Below are 18,398 nucleotides of genomic sequence, written 5' to 3'. Positions count from 1 at the left end.
TAGCAGATGACTTCTCTCAGATGACTTCTCTCAGATGACTTCTATTGGGCGTGAACTCTATTCTACCAGCGAACCTTTGGCAAGTCAACCTGTATCGTTTGCGCGGGTGCATTTCAGTCCTGGGACATAGCCCACGCAGGTGGCTTCGCAGTCGTTGCAGCGACTTGCAGTCGCCGGGCCTGCGCCGCCGGCAAACAAACGTTGCCCGGAGATAGTCTCCGGGCAACGTTTGTTTGCTGTCACCTATGAGGGAATTTTCACGCTGATTACTTGCGCTACGTCGCTCATGAACGCAACTACCGATCAGGCGGGAGACTACTCAGGATCGTAACGGCGCGTGAGGCCAGGCGCAGCCATCAATTTGGCCAGGGCCTCTTTCTGGATTTGCCTGACGCGTTCGCGCGTCAGCCCCACGTGCTTGCCGATCTCAGACAACGTGTGTTCATGGCCGCCGCCCAGGCCAAAGCGCAGGCGCAGAATCTCGGCCTCGCGTCGATCGAGGTGGGCCAGTTCCCGATTGAGCGCCTCGTACAGGAGTGAGCGGTAGGCTTGATCCACCGGCTCGGCCGCGTGCGTGTCGCTGAGCCGATTCATCAGCGTCCACTCGCTCTTGTCATCGCCATCGCCAGCGACCGGCGCATTGAGCGATGCCGCCTGCATGTCTCCCAACCGCAGGGCGTAGCTGACCTGTTCGGCTGCCCAGCTCAGGCTCTCGGCGATCTCTTCGGTGGATGGATCGCGCCCCAGGCGCTGTGACAGGCGGTCGCGTGTTTGGTAGATTTTACTCAACTGTTCGACGCGGTAGGATGGCAGGCGAATGGTACGACTTTGGTTGGACAAGGCACGCGTCACGGCCTGGCGAATCCACCAGACGGCGTAAGTGCTGAACTTGGTGCCTCGACGCCAGTCGTACTTTTCCACGGCCTGCAACAGGCCGGCCATGCCTTCCTGCACCAAGTCCTCTGTTGGCAGGCCCAGGCTCTGGTAGCGTCGGGCGACACTAAAGACCAGACGCAGATTGGCCAGGACTAGATCCTGACGCGCCCGTTCGCCCTGGTGCTGTTGTGTCTCTAATTCGCACCGCTCTGCCTCGCTGATGGCCGCTCGGCTGCGCAGGTTCTGGCGGGCCATCTTCCCGGCCAGCATGTGCTGCGCCAGCAGGCGTTCCCTGTGAATATCGAGTAACGGGGTTTGGGCGATCTGTTCCGCATATAATCCCATGCAGCCACCTCTATCTCTTGCCCACAATTCAACGCTGCGTATCCAGGTCTACGATGGTGATCAGACAGTGGTTTCTGATCATTTTGCGCTGCTATCAGCAAAAATTGTAGCACATGTGGACAATTTCACTGTAGCATGTCTTCCAAAAGCAGAGAGGATGTAGCTTACGTGGTGTGTGACAGATGGTTGACGGATTCGGAAAACACACAGGCGCCCTCTTTGGGTGACCGAAGATGGGCGCCTGTGCAGCAATACTCGTAGACTTCCGAAGTCTTCAAGACTCCGGAAGCCTGGCTTAGTTTCTTTTAGAAGCTGTAACGCACGGTGTAGGTGATCTCCGTCGTGTCGTCGGCCTTCACCGGCACGCGCCATTCGATCGTCTGGGCGTTTGGCTTGCTGTAGCTCTTGTCGCTGGCTTGCACGATTTCCCACTGGCTCCAGCGGTACAGGTGCTCCACGACACGCACTTCGACGGCGCTCTCCTTGCGATTGCGCACGACGATCTTGAACGTCTCTTCGACGACCTTGTCGCCCAGGCGCTTGAAGTCGGTCTGCGTGCGTTCGCCGACAATGTCGAACGCATCGCCCACATACAGTTGGATCTTCTCGCCCTTGGGCGTGTGGTCAATGGAATCTTCGCCAATCAACAGCGCCGCGCCGTCCTCATCCGGCTTGAAGATGCGCACCACGCCTGCCGGCAGGGGTGCGTCCAGGTTGTTCTTCTTACCGGTGAAAAACTCCAGCATGGCATTGACCTTCGTCTGCCCCGTGCTGCCGTAGGCCTGATCGAACACCGGGCCGTAACCGCCGAAGCTGATGCCAGAACCGTCGTAGACGAAGAACGTCGTCGTGGTGATGCCGGTGCTGGTAACAAATTCGATCTGCTTGGTCTGGTTGTTGCGCACCGTGACCGGACGGTTGACCTCGTACAGATGATATTCGAAGAAACCCCGCTCGCTGACCTGCGGGCCGGGGGCGGCGCGTGGCGCTTCCACCGCCGCGTAATCCATCACCTTCTGCACACCCATGTTTGCGGCCCGGGCAATGTCGCCGGCCACCAGTTTGAGCTTGGCATCCTGGTAGGTGATGCCGCTGCGGTTGTCCAACGTGACCCAGCCGTTGAGGTCGAGGGTTTTTTCGTTCTTGGCCAGCAACAGCACATAGTTGGCTCGCCAACTGATGCCGTGCGTCAAGTAGGTGACATCGGTTGTATGGATGCCGGCCTTGTCAGTGTCCACCGTCCACACCAGGGTGGGGCGGGTAATCAGGCCTTCAGGCAGAGCCGGGAAGGTGAAGGTGCGGATCTGTTCGCGACGTAGAACCGTCACCTTGCCGTCGTCCGCCATCAGGATGACGTCGCTGCTGCCATTGAGCAGCTTGCCCTGGTAGACGCTGCCGTCTTCGGTGATGACCTCGATAGGCTGGTCAATGTACTTTTCCAGAAGCTTTTCCGCGCCCACCAGATCATACTCGTAGTTTTGTTCCAACACGTGTGTGCCGGTCAGTGAAGTGCGGGAGGAGAAGCGGACACTGGTTGGGTCAATCAAAGCGGCCACATCGGTGTAGCGAATTTCGTTCAGGCCCAGGGTCAAGGTCAACGGTCGCGTCTCCTTGACCAGGGCTAGGTCCTGGTTGTACACAGTCAACTCAACGGCCCTGCTCCCGGTATCGGGGCCGCTGTTCTGCCAGGCCGGGGTCGGCATGACAGTCGCGAGGAGAAGCACAACGGCCAGGAGGGTGGCTGCGGTGCGTTGTCTGAAAAATCGTCTGCTTGGTGCTAACATGATGCACTCCTTTTGCTATTCGTGGCAATGACACGGGCGTCACGTGCGTCCGCGGCTGAAGGTCAGCGTTTGCTGCCTGGGAGACGGGCACGGCAGGTGAAAGGTTCCAGTGGGGCGCGGTCACCGCTTGTGGGCCGGGTTCCCTACTGCGGTGAGTTGGAGAGTTGAATGAGCAGATAGCCCACGCCAGGCTCGCTGCGGATGATCTGCGGGTGGGTCGAGTCCGTTTCGATCTTTTGGCGCAGGCGGTAGATGCTGGCGCGCAGGATGGTCACGTCTTCTCGATACTCCGGCCCCCAGACCGTGCTCAGGAGGTAGCTATGCAGCAAGACGCGGCCGGGGTGGCTGATAAATTCGGCTAACAGGCCATACTCGGTGGGCGTCAGATGTACCTCGCTGCCAGCGACCATGACCTGGCGCTTGCCCAGGTCAACGCGCAGGTGCCCACTTTCAAAAACGCCGGCCGCTGCCGGCCGCGGTTCTGGATGGTAGCGCCGCATGACCGCCTGAATTCTCGCCAACAGCTCACGCCGACCAAACGGCTTGGTCAGGTAGTCATCGGCGCCCAGTTCCAAGCCGCGCACCTTGTTGTCCTCCTCTTCCCAGGCCGTGATGATGATGACCGGGATGTCGCTCACCTGGCGCAAGCGCACCAACACATCAAAACCATTCAAGCCGGGCAGCCCCAGGTCTAACAGAACCAGGTCCACGCCGGGTTGCTGCGCGATCTGCAAACCTTCCAGGCCGTCACCGGCTGTCAGCACGTGATAGCCTGCTAACTGCAAAGTTGTGCGCAGTAGTTGTAGCACGCGCGCTTCGTCATCAACGGCGAGAATGGTCTGTTTGGTCATGGGATGACTCTCATCCTTTCTGGGCACTGATGCGAGATCAATCGTGTTTAACTCTCGTTCCTAACCACGCGTTCATTGTAATCCCAAATTGCCTGCGGCGCAACTCAATCGGCAGCACAGTCCGCTCGCTCGTCCAAGGCGCAGACACAAAAAAGAGAGCCGGCCCAAGACGACCGACTCTCTTCACCTACCCAGACTGCATGGTACCCCAGAGGCGGCTCGAACGCCTGGCCTTCTCCTCCGCAGGGAGACGCTCTAATCCACTGAGCTACTGGGGCATCTCGACTGACAGACAAAATTGTAGCACAAAGCCGCAGGGGCGCCAAATTTGCAGGGGCCGCCGGTATGGGCCGACAAGAGCAGCCGCTGGAACTGGTAGGGCTTGTTTCATTCGTGAACAGCGCGCTCACCACGACACCCGAAACGTACTTGTCCATACCTGCGTACTGAGAACGGCCGTCAGGTAGGATGCAATGCCAGGCTGACCGGCGCGCTGCCGGCGCAGAAGGTCAGCCACGGCTGCCGCTTGAAACAGGCCGTGCTGGCGCAGGGACCGACTGCTGATGGCGTCGGTTGCCCACGCGGGCAAGCGTGGCTGTTGCCACCACAGGCTGTGCGGCGATGCCAGGCCTTGTTTGCGACGCTGCACGATGGCCGCGGGCAGCAGTGGGGCCAGTGTCTTGCGCAGCAGCCATTTCTCCGGCTGTCCCCAGGCCTGGCGCCACATCTCAGGCCAGCCCATGACGGCCTCCCACAGGTGATGATCCAGGTAGGGCACCCGCGCTTCCACACTGTGTGCCATGCTCATGCTGTCCACTTCGGTGTTGATGAAATCAGGCAAGCGGGTTTGGGCCTCCAACGCCTGCATCTGTCCCAGGCGTGAGCTGGCCGGCGGGTGCAGCAGAGGCGCCGTCGCCTCTCCAGCCGTGTGCATATCTGGGTTGAGAAGGTCGGCAACATTCAGGTTGCCGATCTGTTGCCACGCCTGGTAACGTGCATGCAGGTCAGCCGTGGCCCCTAAGGCGAGGACGCGCCGTGCAGCGGGCGAAAGCCATGCACCGGGCAGGCGGCCGGCCTGACGGCGCAGCGGAGCCGGCAGGCGCTCCAGGCTATGCGCCAGGCGCTCGCCGCGGTACCAGCCATAGCCAGCAAATAGCTCATCGGCCCCTTCCCCGGTCAGGATTACTTCGATGCCGACCGCATGGCAGGCCGCGTAGAGCCGGTAAAGGGGCAAGAAGGTGGCCGAGGCCAGGGGTTGTTCCAGATGACTGACGGCAGCCGGCAGTAGGTCAAAATCGGCCAGGGTAAAGGTGATGGCGTGATGTTCGCTGCCGAGGTGGCGCGCGGCCAACTCAGCAAATGGCCGTTCGTTGTACTGCGGCGCGCCCGGCACCTCGAAGCCGATGCTGAAGGTGTGTACGGTCTGGCCGTGCAGCCTGCGCATCAGGGCCACCAGCCCGCTGCTGTCCAGGCCACCGCTGAGCAGCGCGCCAACGGGAACATCGCTTTGCAGGTGACTCGCCACCGCGTCGCGCAGCAACTCGAACAAGCGCGCGCTGGCCTCCGCCGTGGTGCGCGGCGCTTGACTTTGCACGGCGGTCGGCAAATCCCAGTAGCGTCGCTGCTGCACCTGGCCGGTTCTGGCTTGCACAATCACCAGGTGCGCCGGTGGCACCTTGAAGATACCGTGGAAGAGGGTTTGCGGGCCGGGCACAAAGCCCCAGATCAAGAGCTCATGCAGCGCGTCGGTGTTGAGCCGCCGCGGCGCCGTGGGGTCGGCCAGCAGGGCCTGGATGGTGGAGGCAAAGCGCAGGACGCCCTGGTGTTCGACATAATAGAGTGGCTTGATTCCAAAGCGGTCGCGGGCCAGCAGGAGCTGCGCCTGCTTGGCATCCCACAGCGCGAACGCGATCATGCCGCGCAAGCGACCAACCATGTCGAGGCCCCAAGCCCGGTAGGCATGCAGCAGGACCTCTGTGTCGCACGTTGTGTGAAAATCGCAGCCGGCCGCGGTCAAATCACGGCGCAGGGCAGGGTAGTTATAGATCTCGCCATTTTGCACGACGGCCAGGTGACCGCCGTCCGTGACCATCGGCTGATGTCCGCCCGTCAGGTCCATAATGCTCAAGCGCCGGGCGCCGAGGCCGCACTCATCGGTCAGGAAAATCCCGCTATCGTCCGGCCCGCGGTGCAGCATGGTGGCCAGCATCCTCTCCAGTTGTTCCTGGCCGACGGCTGGCCCGGGGCGCAGGCGCACAATCCCGGCGATCCCGCACATCTAGCTGAGACCTGACGCCGGTGCAGACACGTCCTCCGGCGGAAAGCGGACCATCACGACAAAAGGTTGATAGTCCTCTGCGGCTTCGAAGTAGGGATGCTGATCGAGCGTCAGCCAGGCGTGGCCGCCCAAAGCCTCACCACGCCGGCGGGCGCCAAAGACAATGGTGACCGGTAGGCCGCAGCGGCGCAAGAAGTGGTAGCGCAGCAGCGAGCGCCGCAGGCAGATGCCCAACGGTGAGGCGATGTGCAGCACGGCGATGGCATCAGCCAGGCGCCGCACGCGCGCCGATGGCAGAGTCAGGTCAATTGCGGTCGGGGTCAGGCCAGCCAGGAACAGGGGTAACGGGGCGCCGGTCATCCGTGCATCGAGATGCTGACTCATGCGCCACATCTCCCACCCCAGGCGCCATGCGGACGGTCGCGGCAGGGCCATGAGCAGCGTCAGCGCCACGTCGGCTGCGCGGCGCAGGCGACGCCCGACACGGCTGCGGTTTTCAGCGGGCAACAACAAGGCCCTCATTGGCCAGCCCCTGAGCCAGCTCGATCAGGTCTTGCGTCACCTCAGCGACCTGCTCCGGGATGTTGCAGGCCGCCGCCAGGGCCGTGCCCCACTGTTCCAGGGCGGTCTGGCCGTCCAGATGCTCCCAGAGCCAGGTTCCGGTTTGGTTGAGGGAGTAGTATTGCCCGCTGTTGAGATGGATCAAAATTGCCTCGCTGGCCACGACCTGGTGCGTGGCATGGGTCGCCCGCATCAGAACACTGCCAGACATAATCTTGGTCATGTGATATCCTGGTTACTTGATCTGTGAGTAACGCTGGGCCAGATTAGTGTTTGCCGTTGTCGGGCGATGCCGGTACCTGCAACATGAACTCGTCGAGCGACTCTGCCGCGAGCGCCACATCTACGAGCTGTTCAAGTTGGTCGGCGTTGAGCTGCTGCAGTCTGATTTGGATACTCGGTGGCGCGATCTGGAAGCGCACCCGCACCAGGCGCAGCAGTTGACGGAGAGCACCTTGCTGCATGCCTTGCTGCATGCCTTTCAGCATCCCTTGCTGCATCCCTTTCAGCATCCCTTTTTCCATGCCTTCGACCAGACCCTGCTCCAGGATCTCTTGATACCAGGGCGATTCGCGCAAGACGTTCATATCCCACCTCATGATCTGTTGTACTACCGGGATGTCTAACACAAAACTGGCGAAAAAGGCCAGGAGCGGCTCCAGATCGCTCAGTTTTTCATCTTGACGTAACATGTCCAATGCACGGATGACAACCTGCGGTTGGGCGCCATCACGCAGCACCGGAGTAAAGGGAAGAAGTGCTGGCAGAGGTCGCTGCAAAACGAGGTTGACATCCACCGTCCACAGATTGATGACCCGGTAATCCTGCCGCGCGTGCAATCCCATGAACTCAGACTCGTAACGTTCAGGCGCCTCGACGCCCTGCTTGGACGGCAAGATGTTGATCAATACCGGAAACACCGGTAGATGGAACGTCTCTTCTGCCAACCCAGCATAGGCTCGCATCCGCCGCGGCAGGCCAGGCTTGTAGCGTATTTGCAGTTCCGTCAATTGCAGGAACTCGCCCTGCTCAGGGCTGAAGCAGCGCATCAGCACATCGCTGGCGCGACTGATCCACTGAAACTCACTGGTGACCACTTCGCGTGCCACCACATCGTTGCGCTGCGTGACCCATTGCGCCCAGGCGTCCGGAGCAAGGCTGATCAGGCGTTTGCCGCCAATATCCGCTACTTTTGGCATGATGTCCCTCGAGTGGCTGGTGCATACCTGGCTGACAACGGAAGTATAGGACGTTTGCCATCATTCGTCAATCCCGCGGGGTCATGCAGCAGGGCTGTTGGCGAAGACGGAACACGGCGCACCGGAAGTGAGAGACGACCTTATTTTGCATGCCCTCTTTTCGTTGCTATACTGGCCCTCATGCATGCAAATTATCGTTTACGACATGTGATCGTCCAAATCCAGACCGCCGACGCCGGCATTGCTGAGCGCATCGGCGTCATTTTTGGCCCCTTTGCCAGCGCCGACGGTGCGCCTGATATCATGGTGACGCTGCACCGGGCCGCTGTGCTTCCGGCCATGCCGACAGGCACGCCCGTGACGTTCGAGGAAGGGCGCCTGGCCTATTTCCTGCATGACCAACGCCTGATCGCGCACTTCACGCAGTGGGGGCAACTGCGCATTGACCTGAACACCCTGCGCTTCGAAGCCTTTCTCAGCGAAGCCTGCCTGGCCACTTACAGCGTGCTTGAGGACATGGTGATCATCGGCCTGGCGCCGCTCTTGCGTCGGCGCCGATTGTTCACCGTCCACGCTTTTGCCGCGGCCCGTGCAGGCCGCGCCGTGCTGATCATTGGTGACATTGGCGCTGGCAAGACCACGACCGGCATCAGCCTGCTGCGCGCCGGCTGGTCGCTTCTGTCCAACGACAGCCCGCTCCTGGCCGCCGACGGCTCTGATCTGGAAGTGGTGGCTTATCCGGGCCTCCTGAGTGCCTTCGACGATAGCCTGGCGCGCTTTCCTGAGATGGCGCCCATCCTGGCCGATCCGCTTAGCCCATTGGGTCACAGCCGCCAGAAGCGCACCTTTGCGGCTGAGCGCCTCTATCCTGGCGTTTGGACCAAGACCGCCGCGCCGGCCGCGCTCTGTTTTCCCCAGATCACACCGGGGCTGATGATCAGCGCGCTCGAGCCGCTCAGCGCACAGCAGGCGCTGCTGGCCATGATCCCACAGAGCATCGAGAACTGGGATAAGCCGCTCATTCCTCAGCATCTCTCCATTCTCGGTCATCTGGCCGAAGCGGCGCCTGCCTTCCGCCTGCTCCTGGCGCCCGATGTCGAGGCATTGCCGGCGCTGTTGAGTCGTATGCTGCCGGGCGCTCAGTAGGTACCGTATCGGGGCATCCAGACGGAAGTCCGCAGACTTCCCAAGTCACTCAGGCGATGGCCTCGCCAGGTTTGCGTTTGTGGGTGTTGTCGTTGAAATTGACCACGCGGCGCAGTGCTCGATTGCCCAGGCGGCGTAACGTGTCTGAACGACGCAATGACCGGAAAATCTGGTCCTTGAGCCATCCTTCTGCGTAGAAATGAAAGAAATCGTGACGCCAGCGCCAGCGCAGCAGCGCGTAGTAGGGCGCCAGCAGCCAATGGCCCTGGCTGCGTCCCACAAACAGGATGTTGCACACATCGGACATCACTTCGCCCTGGCGGGTATCAACCCAGGGCGTGTTGCCCTTGTGAATGTCGAACTCAGTCCAGCCCTCCTGCGTGGCAGGCGGCACGTATCCCCGCGCCAGGGCATCAGGCCACAGGGGAGTGTCGGGGTATGGCATGTAGATCGCCACTGAGCAGCGCGCTTTCTGGTTGATGCGCGCCACCTCGGCGATCACGCGGAATGTCTCCCGCCGCTCCAGCTTTTCTTCAGCTGGCAGCCCCAGGATGAAGCTCAGGTTCGCCTCGATGTGCGGTGCATATTCGGCCAGGTTGCGCATGCCCCACACGATCCATTCGGCCTTCTGGTCCTTATTGATCGAGTCGAGCACCGCCTGACTGCCGCTCTCTGCGCCGATGTTGACCCACTGACAGCCAGTCTGCTGCATCCACTGCACGAATTCGGGCTTCAGTAACTGCACACGCACCTGGCCACTCCAGGGCATGTGTACTTTTTCGATCAGGCGCTGCATCTGTTTGATGCGGCCGAACAGATAGTCATCGGCGTAATCAACGGCATTGACTCCGTAAGTGTCTCGCAGCCAGTTGATCTGCCGTACGATGAACTCATCCGAATGTTGACGCCAGGTGCGCTTCATCACCACTTCGTTGTAGCAGAAGCCGCAGCGGAAGGGGCAGCCCCGGCTGATGTAGACCGGAATCGCCTTGTCATACGGCCCTGATTGCAGGAAATAGGCCGGAATGTCGGCCACCAAGTCCCAGCGCGGCGTGAAGTCGTCCAGGTTCTGAATGAAGGGGCGCTCAGGATTGGTGACCACGCGGCCGTCGCTGTTTTTCCAGGCCAGCCCCCTGATCGTCTCCCAGGCTTGGCCGTTCTGCAGGGCATGCGTAAATTCTTGGGCTGTCTGTTCACCCTCGTTGACGATCACAAAATCCACGTAGGCTTCACGCAGCACATCTGCGGGCATGATCGTGGCATGGACACCGCCCCAGACCGTGGGAATGTTCAGGGCCTTGACCCGTTTGGTTGCCTCGATCGTCGGCTTGAGCTGCGGCCCGGTGATGGTGCTGAATCCGACCCACAGCGGCCGCACGCGCGCCACCTCCTTGACAAAGGTCTCCAGTCCATCTTCCGTCTCGTGCCAGATGCGCACCTCGCAGCCAATCTGCATCAAGGCATCGGCCACGTACATGATGCCAAACGGCGGATACATGTCACGCTGATTGCGGAAATTGATCAGGAAAACTGTCTTGGTCATAGCGTCTCCTTTTCATACCGTGTTGGTGGACGCGGCCACGTTGGGTGAACCGGGCGGGGAGTCAGGCTGACAGGCGAATGCTCAGCCGAAAACCGGTGCCATGCGCATGATAGCGATCGCTGGTTGTGGTAATGCTGGCCGCGCTGCGCACGCAACACCGGGTATGATGCGGGCTGTAGCCCCATGAGCCGCCTTTGACCACGTGAAAGCCGGGTACGGCGGGGTGATACGGGCTGCGCGTCCATTCCCAGACATTGCCGGCCATATCGTAGCAGCCATACGGTGACACATTCTGTGGGATGGCTCCCACTGGCAACGGGGACCCGCAGCGAAAATACCAGCCCGAGCGTGCCCACTCTCGCTCTGGTTTGATGAACAGATTGTACGCGTAGTAACGCAGCTTTACCCAGTTGCCCAAATGCGCCAGCTCCGGTCGCGGATGCTCCTCGCCCCACGGGTAGGTGCGACCGTCATGGCCGCGGGCCGCCTTTTCCCATTCCTCTTCGCTGGGCAGCGAGCAAACCTGGCCGATCTTGTCGCTCAACCAGGCCGCGTAGGCCAGGGCGTCCGTTTGCGTCACATCTGCCATCGGGTAGTCAGCCATCGCCGGCGGGTAATCGCGACAGGGTGCAAAGCGTCGCAGCCAACCGCGCGGTGGTTCCACCAGGTGATACCAGGTTCCGGGCCAGCGGTAGCCGGTTTCGCCTGCAAAGCGCTGCCACTGCGCCACCGTGACCGGATAGATGGCCAGGGCGAACGTCCCCAGGTTGAGCGTCTGGCGGGGGCGCAGGCTGCGCGTGCCCTCCAGCCGCTCGTAGACAAGCTCCGGGCCGTAGATGAACGGGCCGGCTGGCACCAGGGCAAAGGCGGAATGCCAGGCCGTTGCAGGCAGGTAGATGCGGGGCGGTGGCGCCGTCATACTTCAGTCTCCGCCCGTCCGCTTGATCCTGGCCAGGGTCAAGCCCTGCACGGCCGCGGCCAGCGTGTCCGTCAACGGCACGCCGCCCTGACGAAACGGCGCCAGCAGTGCCATGCTGCCCAGGGCTGCCAGCAATGCGGCGCCAGTGCGCAGCGGCATCGGCAGGGCGTCTGCCTGACCACGCCCCAGGTGCGCCAATGCCAGGCCCGCGGGCAGCAGCCAGCCCCATTTGCTCAGCGGTTGCGGATTCAAGGCCAATTGCAGATCTCCCAGGCGCGCCTGCAGGGCTGACAAATGATGCGTATGGGTGAGCATGGGCACTGCCGCCCAGCGACCTGCCAGATCTGCAGGCAGGAGACCGGCTTTGCCCAGGCCAAACGCAGCCGCAGCCGCAAGGCTGGCGCCAGCCAGACCGGCCAATGTCGCCTGCCGGTCGGCTGTACCTGGCCGGCCGCCGATGAGGCGACCCACCGTCAAGCCCAGCGGCAGCGCCCAGTCCAGATTCAGGCTGCGGAACTCTTCGGCGCGCAGGGCATACGGCACATCGGCCACCGTGGCGGCCAGCGCAGCTGCGCCTGCGCCCTCAATCAGCGCCGCCAGCAGCAGGCCGTCGAGGCCTGGCGTCGCTTTGCTTCCCAGCAGGCCGGTGACAGCCAGGGCAGCTACCGGCGCCGCGGTTGCCACGCTCAGAGCAATCGCTTTCGGCGCATAGCTGGGCGGGAAGCGCTCCTCCAGGTGACTGCGCGGCCGGTCAAGCAGCGGCGTGAGGCTCCACGCGGCTGCCCCACTGGCCACGGTCAACAGCGACGCCCACGGCTCTGGCAGGTCGAGTGCGCCGGCGACGGCCATACTTGCAGCGCCGGCCGCGGCCAGGGCCAGCGCCGATAATTGGTTTTCAGCCCGGAGATTGCTGGCTATGTCATGCTCCTCAGGCTGATGATCGTGCTCATGCCCGTGCTCAGCAGATTCGTGCTGCTGCTGGTGCTGGTGCGTATGGTCGCGCTCGCCCTGTGGGGTGTGCGTACCGGCTGGGTGCTCATGTCCGTGCTCAGCAGACTCGTGCTCATGCTGGTGCGCATGGCCGTGCTCGTCTGGCTGGGTTTGCGTGTCGGCTGCATGGTCATGACCATGCAGGTGGGTGTGGGCCATCGGCCGGAAGTCGGGTCTGCCGGCCAGGCGCAAACCCCGTTCGTGGATCAGCTCGGTCAGCACCATGCCGATGTAGCCGCGCAGGCTGAGCGGTTCCGTGGCATGCACGCCGCGCATGGCGCGCAGGCTAAAGAAGCGCACACCGCGGTCGGCCATGCGTCCCCAGCGGTGGGCCATGCCGTGCTCGTCTTCCATATCCAGTTCGGGCGGTGTGAACTCATGCCCGATGACGACGTTGGGCAGTCGCGCCTTAGCGATGAACCAATCGCCCTTCTGATGGCGACTTTCGGCGAAGAAAACGGGGGTTAGATCGTGCTGCTGCAGGCTGGCGATGGTGGCCTGCATGAACATCTCGTGGCCTAACACATAATTGCCGGCAAACGCCACCAGGCGGGCGCCAAGCTCGGCCGCCTGCGCCAGTGAACGCTCGATGGCGTCCGCTGGCGGCCAGACCAGATGACGCGGGCGTGCCACCGGCTCCAGCCCCGCGGCCTGCGCCTGCGCAAACGCCTGCGGATCAAAACCAACCGTGAGGCCGGCCAGGGCGCGCAAATCGGCATCTATCTGCACATAGGATCGCCCGTCTATCTCCAGCAGACGCACCGGCAGCGCCGGTATGCGCGCGCTGAGTTCCTGGCTGACCTGCGTCAACCAGCGGGTGTCAAGGCTGGTCAACCAGCGGTGGGTTGGAGCGGTTTCGGCGACTGCGGGCAGCGCCACGCTCAGTTGCCCACTCGCCAGCAAGTCGCCCAGGGTCAGTTCGGTGATGGCGATGTGACTTGCGCCATCGTGCCAGAGATGGTGCAGCAGGTCGCTCAACGGCACGCCGCTGCGCATGCTAATCTCCACGCAGTCGTCGTAGTCCACACACAGAGAGATCGTGCGGTTTTGGGCATCCCAATGCCGTCGCTGTTGCAGCCGCGGCAGCGAACCGGCAAGGCTGCCAACCATCAAGGCTGTCCCCAAGAATTGATGTGGTTTCAAGGCATCTCCAGGTTAACGAATCAGGCCCAGGCGCCTGGCGAGCAGGCGCGCCGTGTCCGTGCGCGTGACCGCCAGCGCGCTGCGCCAGACGGCCCAGCGGCCGGCCGATGATGTGGCCCAGCGGGCGGTGGCGCGGCGTTCGCTTATCCCGCGCGCCACACGCTGGCGCATGGTGGTCAGGGGTGGGCGTTGCGAGAGTTGCATGACGCTGTCCGCATCGAGGCTGCCGATGGTCCGGCGAAGATGGGCGGGCAGACCGGCCAGTAGACGCGTTTGGATGTCGGCCGGCACCGGCGCGGCCAGAACCGTCTGCGCCAGGTGATTGGCCGCGGCCAGAAAAGGCGCGGCATGGGTCTGCTGCGCGCGTTGCAGCAGCCAATCCCAGTCCAATTGCGCGGCCAAACGCTGACTGACCACCAGCAGATCAACCAATTGCACCAGTGACGGTTTGCCCATGAGCAGGTGATAGATGAGGTGTACGGCCAGGTGCAGGTAAAGGTCGTTTGCACTCAACGCCTGCGCCGGCTGGCCGTTCACCGTGTGCGCCATCGCGCGCGGCCAGATGCCCGGCGTGATGTCGGTACAGAGGCCAAACCAACATTCCTCAAGCGAACCGTGAGGGTCTACGTGGCGGTCGCCGCTCGTGCTCAGGTATGGGTTTGGCGTGTCGGCGGCGGCCGTCGGCCGTTTGTAGGTACTGGTGTGTTTGGTGATGCCAGGGCCTTCGTCGGCCGCCTTGTGCTTGCCCAGATAGCCCAGGCTGGCGAGGGCCGCGGCGGCCTGTGGGAGGTCAGCGGGTTGGAAGAGCAGATCAATGTCGCTCATCCCGCGCAGGTCGGGGGCCGGATAAACGGCCGCGCTCAGGTAGGCGCCTTTGAGCACGATGGTGGGGATGGCGCGTGCAGCCGTGGCCGCCAGGATTTCGGCCACCTGGCGCTGAATGTCGAGGTTGCGCTGGGCGGTGGCCTGGCGTGTCAGTTGCAGCTTGGCGAGCGCCAACGGCGGGAGGTTGATCTGCCAGGTAGACAGGCGCTCGTGCAGCATGGGCGCCAGGCCCACGATGATGGCCTGCACCACGATGTCATTCCAGGCCAGGTTGGGGTCGTCGAAGGCTTGGGGCGTGGCATCGGTGCGCAGCGCCGCCAGCAGGTGGAAAATTGGACGGCTCATCTTTTCAGGTCGGTGTGAACGCTGAGACAACAAAAGACGAAAGTTGTCATACAGCTTTCGTCTTTTGTTGGTTGCTGATCCTGGATCAAGTGCTCAGAGAGACGCGCGAGCGGGGGAAAGCATACGGACTGGGTTTGCCGGCAACTTTGGTCACTTCTGGCATCGGTTTTGACAACGATGAAGCGACGACCACCGAGTGCCATCACAGCGCCGGCATCTCGAGCACGATTAATGGCTGCTGAAGGTAACGGACTTCAGTTCGTCGTGCTTGATGAGGGTGGGCTTGGTGTACGTCATAGAATGATCCTCCTGGCATGGCTAAGTGCTGGCCGTGACACAAGTCGCGCCCCGGCAGGGCCTGGCGCACAAGGCGGCAGGCAGCGAACTGATCGAATCCTGTGGATGATGGTCCGTGGCTGTGCAATACATCTGACGGATCACCATCATTTTGTTGGCTCAAACTCGTGCGCCGCTCAACGCGTCTCTCTGAGCACTCAATCACTGCGGTCGTACGTTAATCTGCGCAACAAAACTTCCTGAGGATGGGCGTAAGTATAGCGCACACCTTGCAGCCGTGCAAGTACACTATCTTCCGTTTGGGGCCTGCGTTGTGTTGGACAGATGCGCGGCTTGGTGGTATGGTTGCGCCTGATGCCACCCCGATGCTACCCTGATGCTGCCCCGATGCTATCCCGATGCTACCTCATGGAGGAGTCATGCGCTTCGAATTTCATGAGCGGATCACAACCGCAGTCCTGCGCACGAGCGCCTTGCCGGTCGCCGCGCAGCGGGTTGTCTTGTGGGGTAATTGGTCGGTTGATTACTACAACATTTTGGCGGCCCATTGGCCCTCACCGGCGGTCAGGACACAGAACCTCCGTTTTCACTTCGCCAACCTGGCCGATGGGACTGAAGTTGCCGCCCACTGGGACTGGCTGACCACTTATGGTCGTCGCACGTTGACAGGCGAGAGATCCCCCGGTCACGCACTCTATCAGGTTGGCAGAATTCTGCATGCCGTACAAGATTTCTACGCGCACACCAATTGGGTCGAACTGGCGCTGGCCCAGGGCATCTCTGGGCCTGACTTGCCCACCTGGGAAGAGCGGCCGCCTGCATTGTTGCAAAATCTTTATAGCTTTGCTCTGCCTGACTCTGCCGGCTACGACCCGGCCCGCGATCACGCCGCGCTGCACAAAGATGAGCCTGGTTGCCCGGCCGGCCCCCTCGTCTTTGCCTGGACCGCGCAGCTCGCGTGGCGCGCCACCCAATTTTGGTGGTCTTCGCTGCTGTCCTGGCTGCCGCACACCACGCTCCACCGCCTGCCTGGCGCTCGGCCTGGCCCCTGGGCCTGGTTCAGCCGCCGCCTGGTGGAGCAACTCTACATCCGCGACGATCTCTTTCAGGCGCCCGTAGATGGTTTGCCATCCGTTTGAAATGCATCAACGCCTTTCCGCGTTTTGACATCCACCCCGGTTTGTGTAATAATTACACTTGATTCAAACATGAATCATGACGGTTGTTGGCCGCTCGTGCGACGTTGCGACATCGGGTGCAATGACACGGTCTTACAAAGGCGCTCAGTTTGCTGGACGCCTTGGTGGCTTGATGCCACCCTTGACCATCGTGCGAGCTTTCTCGAGGTTTTATGGACGCTTGCTCTACAAAGCGGGTACGTGACGCAGAAACCAATGGGATAGTGTACGACCGGTCCGGCAGGCTGGGTGGCTGAGACGCGTCTTTCTCTGAAAGCACGCGTTCCCCTCTCGCCAGCCCGCAGCCAACCGGTAGCGGGCTTCTTTATGCCCACAGTACCACTCTCCACATGATGATCGGCCCTCAGCGGGCGATCCTGTCTGCGCCAACCAAACCCGCTTAGTCAAGGTAGTCGAATAGTTGTTTGCCGAACGCGCCATACGGTGCGGCGGCGCAACGCTGGGTACATGAACCTGTGCCTGGCGTTTTCATCTGCGCGCACATAAATCATGGGCGCCAGGCAACGCAGCGGTTGGCTGCGCAGACAGAGCATAGATCATTAGGAGGGCACTGGTCAAGTTGCAGACGTTCGCTTCATTCATGCAGTCCCGGTTCCATCGGTCAGCGGAAGGCCATTTGACCGATTTCATGTCCCGTCAGCAGGGCCACCTGATGCTGGGTGGTCGTGTTGACCTGAATGTACTGGCGGCACGCCACGGCACGCCCCTGGAACTCGCGTATCTGCCGCAGATCACGCGTCAGGTGCATGGCATGATGGGATGGGCGGCCCAGGCCGCGCGCGCCACTGCCTATGCAGGGACATTTTTGTACGCGTACGCCACCAAGGCCAATTTTGCGGCCGATGTCGTGCGCACAGCCCTGGAGGCCGGCGCTCACTACGAAACGTCGGCGGCTGCGGACGTGAAGATTGCCCATCACCTCTGGAAGCAGGGCATTCTGAAAGCGGACCGCTACCTGATCTGCAATGGCTCGAAGGAGCCGCATTACACGGACGCCATCCTGCGTCTGCGCCGCGCGGGTCATGCAGCGGTCATTTCAGTCTTGGATGACCTGGACGAATTTGCCGCCCTGCGCACCTGCCCGCTGCCCATGCAGTTTGGCGTGCGCGAGCGGGAGGCTGGTAATCGAGACGGCGCACACCTGGGCAACGATCGTTTTGGGCTGACCGCCGGCGAGATGGCAGACGTTGTCGCCGGACTGGCCGGCACGCCGCACACGCTGGTGATGTATCACGCCATGATCGGCAGCCAGGTTGAGGACGCCGACCATTTCCTGACCACGCTGCGCGCCTCCATTCGCAACTACTGCGAGCTGCGCCAGCGCGTGCCGACGCTGCGTTTCTTCAACTATGGCGGCGGCACGCCCACCTCTGGCTATCGGCTCGATTTTGAGTTCGATTACACGGGCTTCCTCACGCTGCTCATGGAAGAGATGCGCGCGCTGTGCCTGGAATACAGCGTGCCTATGCCTGACCTGGTGGGTGAATTCGGTCGCTACACCGTGGCCAATCACAGTGTCTACCTGTTCGATGTGGGTCAGGTCAAGCGCGGCGCCGAGGGGCAGCCCGATTGGTACCTGATCAACGGCAGCCTGATGGTGTCCATACCGGACAGCGTACTGGTGCCTGACCAGAAATTTGTCACCCTGCCGCTCGATGGCTGGGATCGTCCGCTGCGCGCCGTGCGCCTGGGCAGCCGTCGCACCTGTGACTCAGATGATGTCTACCCCAGGCCAGGCAAGGCGCCGCTCATGCTGCCCGACTCGGGCGTCGGCACGGTGATTGCCATCTGCGGCGTGGGCGCCTACCAGCAGATGATCTCCGGCCGCGGCGGCGCGCATCACTGCCTCAGCCCAGAGCCGCGGCGGATCATCTTCGAGGAGAAAGATGGTCAGTTGGTGCAGCGGGTGGAGGCGGCACAAACGCAAGCCGAACTGATGCGACTGATCGGCTATCAGTCGCCGATGCGTCAGCCGGCGCCGACCGTGCCGATGCATCCATCTTTGTGGCCGACGCCCGTGCCCGCGCGCCGGATCAAGGCACTGCGTCTGCGCCAACGCCCGCAGGTGATACAGGCCGGCATCCCCACCTGACTGCG

Annotated in this window: 15 protein-coding genes and 1 tRNA gene; 4 read left to right on the top strand and 12 right to left on the bottom strand. The window is 62.1% G+C overall.

Annotation, left to right across the window (positions count from 1 at the left end; translation table 11 throughout):
• Positions 1 to 315 precede the first annotated feature (315 nt).
• The 8 genes from IPM84_08075 to IPM84_08040 all read right to left on the bottom strand — a co-directional run bounded on the left by IPM84_08075 (position 316) and on the right by IPM84_08040 (position 7,894).
• On the bottom strand, positions 316 to 1,221 hold the full coding sequence (locus IPM84_08075; GenBank protein MBK9092722.1) for a sigma-70 family RNA polymerase sigma factor: 906 nt from the start codon (positions 1,219 to 1,221) through the stop codon (positions 316 to 318).
• Between the two features lie 305 nt (positions 1,222 to 1,526).
• Complete coding sequence (locus IPM84_08070; GenBank protein MBK9092721.1) at positions 1,527 to 3,005, bottom strand: DUF4139 domain-containing protein; 1,479 nt, start codon at positions 3,003 to 3,005, stop codon at positions 1,527 to 1,529.
• A gap of 143 nt (positions 3,006 to 3,148) precedes the next feature.
• A complete protein-coding gene (locus IPM84_08065; protein ID MBK9092720.1) occupies positions 3,149 to 3,856 on the bottom strand; it encodes a response regulator transcription factor in 708 nt (235 codons plus the stop codon).
• Between the two features lie 201 nt (positions 3,857 to 4,057).
• Positions 4,058 to 4,134: transfer RNA gene (locus IPM84_08060), tRNA-Arg, on the bottom strand.
• Positions 4,135 to 4,262: 128 nt separating this feature from the next.
• Positions 4,263 to 6,134, bottom strand: a complete 1,872-nt coding sequence (gene asnB / locus IPM84_08055) for an asparagine synthase (glutamine-hydrolyzing) (protein ID MBK9092719.1) — start codon at positions 6,132 to 6,134, stop codon at positions 4,263 to 4,265.
• Positions 6,135 to 6,641, bottom strand: coding sequence for a lasso peptide biosynthesis B2 protein (locus IPM84_08050; protein ID MBK9092718.1), 507 nt, complete (start codon positions 6,639 to 6,641; stop codon positions 6,135 to 6,137).
• Positions 6,631 to 6,918, bottom strand: a complete 288-nt coding sequence (locus IPM84_08045; protein MBK9092717.1) for a PqqD family protein — start codon at positions 6,916 to 6,918, stop codon at positions 6,631 to 6,633. Before IPM84_08045 ends, IPM84_08050 begins: the two co-directional genes overlap by 11 nt.
• A gap of 43 nt (positions 6,919 to 6,961) precedes the next feature.
• Positions 6,962 to 7,894, bottom strand: coding sequence for an Rpn family recombination-promoting nuclease/putative transposase (locus IPM84_08040; protein ID MBK9092716.1), 933 nt, complete (start codon positions 7,892 to 7,894; stop codon positions 6,962 to 6,964).
• A 180-nt stretch (positions 7,895 to 8,074) separates the two neighbouring features.
• Between IPM84_08040 and IPM84_08035 the strand changes: the two genes are divergently transcribed.
• Positions 8,075 to 9,040 carry a hypothetical protein gene (locus IPM84_08035; GenBank protein ID MBK9092715.1) on the top strand — a complete coding sequence of 322 codons (966 nt, stop codon included), beginning with the start codon at positions 8,075 to 8,077 and terminating at the stop codon, positions 9,038 to 9,040.
• Between the two features lie 49 nt (positions 9,041 to 9,089).
• Here IPM84_08035 and IPM84_08030 read toward each other — a convergent pair whose 3' ends face one another.
• From IPM84_08030 to IPM84_08015, 4 genes are all read right to left on the bottom strand, one after another.
• Positions 9,090 to 10,583 (bottom strand): B12-binding domain-containing radical SAM protein, encoded by a 1,494-nt coding sequence (locus IPM84_08030; protein ID MBK9092714.1) that lies wholly within the window; start codon positions 10,581 to 10,583, stop codon positions 9,090 to 9,092.
• A gap of 61 nt (positions 10,584 to 10,644) precedes the next feature.
• On the bottom strand, positions 10,645 to 11,502 hold the full coding sequence (locus IPM84_08025) for an SUMF1/EgtB/PvdO family nonheme iron enzyme (GenBank protein MBK9092713.1): 858 nt from the start codon (positions 11,500 to 11,502) through the stop codon (positions 10,645 to 10,647).
• A 3-nt stretch (positions 11,503 to 11,505) separates the two neighbouring features.
• Positions 11,506 to 13,635 (bottom strand): hypothetical protein, encoded by a 2,130-nt coding sequence (locus IPM84_08020; GenBank protein MBK9092712.1) that lies wholly within the window; start codon positions 13,633 to 13,635, stop codon positions 11,506 to 11,508.
• Positions 13,636 to 13,647: 12 nt separating this feature from the next.
• Positions 13,648 to 14,805 (bottom strand): nucleotidyltransferase family protein, encoded by a 1,158-nt coding sequence (locus IPM84_08015; GenBank protein MBK9092711.1) that lies wholly within the window; start codon positions 14,803 to 14,805, stop codon positions 13,648 to 13,650.
• On the opposite strand from IPM84_08015, the gene IPM84_08010 reads away from it, so the two are divergent.
• From IPM84_08010 to IPM84_08000, 3 genes are all read left to right on the top strand, one after another.
• On the top strand, positions 14,793 to 15,047 hold the full coding sequence (locus IPM84_08010; protein ID MBK9092710.1) for a hypothetical protein: 255 nt from the start codon (positions 14,793 to 14,795) through the stop codon (positions 15,045 to 15,047). The two genes, IPM84_08015 and IPM84_08010, sit on opposite strands and share 13 nt — an antisense overlap.
• Before the next feature lie 474 nt (positions 15,048 to 15,521).
• Positions 15,522 to 16,241, top strand: a complete 720-nt coding sequence (locus tag IPM84_08005; protein ID MBK9092709.1) for a hypothetical protein — start codon at positions 15,522 to 15,524, stop codon at positions 16,239 to 16,241.
• A 640-nt stretch (positions 16,242 to 16,881) separates the two neighbouring features.
• Positions 16,882 to 18,393, top strand: a complete 1,512-nt coding sequence (locus IPM84_08000) for an arginine decarboxylase (protein ID MBK9092708.1) — start codon at positions 16,882 to 16,884, stop codon at positions 18,391 to 18,393.
• The last annotated feature ends 5 nt before the right edge of the window (positions 18,394 to 18,398 follow it).

This window comes from Candidatus Amarolinea dominans (assembly GCA_016719785.1).
GTDB classification, from domain to species: Bacteria; Chloroflexota; Anaerolineae; order SSC4; family Amarolineaceae; genus Amarolinea; species Amarolinea dominans.
This window is presented reverse-complemented; position numbering and strand designations above follow the sequence as displayed.

What these genes read in the sequence shown, in the direction of transcription:
- IPM84_08045 (MBK9092717.1), bottom strand. Translation starts at nt 6,918, where the DNA reads ATGACCAAGATTATGTCTGGCAGTGTTCTGATGCGGGCGACCCATGCC.
- IPM84_08025 (MBK9092713.1), bottom strand. Translation starts at nt 11,502, where the DNA reads ATGACGGCGCCACCGCCCCGCATCTACCTGCCTGCAACGGCCTGGCAT.
- IPM84_08005 (MBK9092709.1), top strand. Translation starts at nt 15,522, where the DNA reads ATGCGCTTCGAATTTCATGAGCGGATCACAACCGCAGTCCTGCGCACG.
- IPM84_08015 (MBK9092711.1), bottom strand. Translation starts at nt 14,805, where the DNA reads ATGAGCCGTCCAATTTTCCACCTGCTGGCGGCGCTGCGCACCGATGCC.
- IPM84_08070 (MBK9092721.1), bottom strand. Translation starts at nt 3,005, where the DNA reads ATGTTAGCACCAAGCAGACGATTTTTCAGACAACGCACCGCAGCCACC.
- IPM84_08000 (MBK9092708.1), top strand. Translation starts at nt 16,882, where the DNA reads ATGCAGTCCCGGTTCCATCGGTCAGCGGAAGGCCATTTGACCGATTTC.
- IPM84_08065 (MBK9092720.1), bottom strand. Translation starts at nt 3,856, where the DNA reads ATGACCAAACAGACCATTCTCGCCGTTGATGACGAAGCGCGCGTGCTA.
- asnB (MBK9092719.1), bottom strand. Translation starts at nt 6,134, where the DNA reads ATGTGCGGGATCGCCGGGATTGTGCGCCTGCGCCCCGGGCCAGCCGTC.
- IPM84_08030 (MBK9092714.1), bottom strand. Translation starts at nt 10,583, where the DNA reads ATGACCAAGACAGTTTTCCTGATCAATTTCCGCAATCAGCGTGACATG.
- IPM84_08075 (MBK9092722.1), bottom strand. Translation starts at nt 1,221, where the DNA reads ATGGGATTATATGCGGAACAGATCGCCCAAACCCCGTTACTCGATATT.
- IPM84_08035 (MBK9092715.1), top strand. Translation starts at nt 8,075, where the DNA reads ATGCATGCAAATTATCGTTTACGACATGTGATCGTCCAAATCCAGACC.
- IPM84_08040 (MBK9092716.1), bottom strand. Translation starts at nt 7,894, where the DNA reads ATGCCAAAAGTAGCGGATATTGGCGGCAAACGCCTGATCAGCCTTGCT.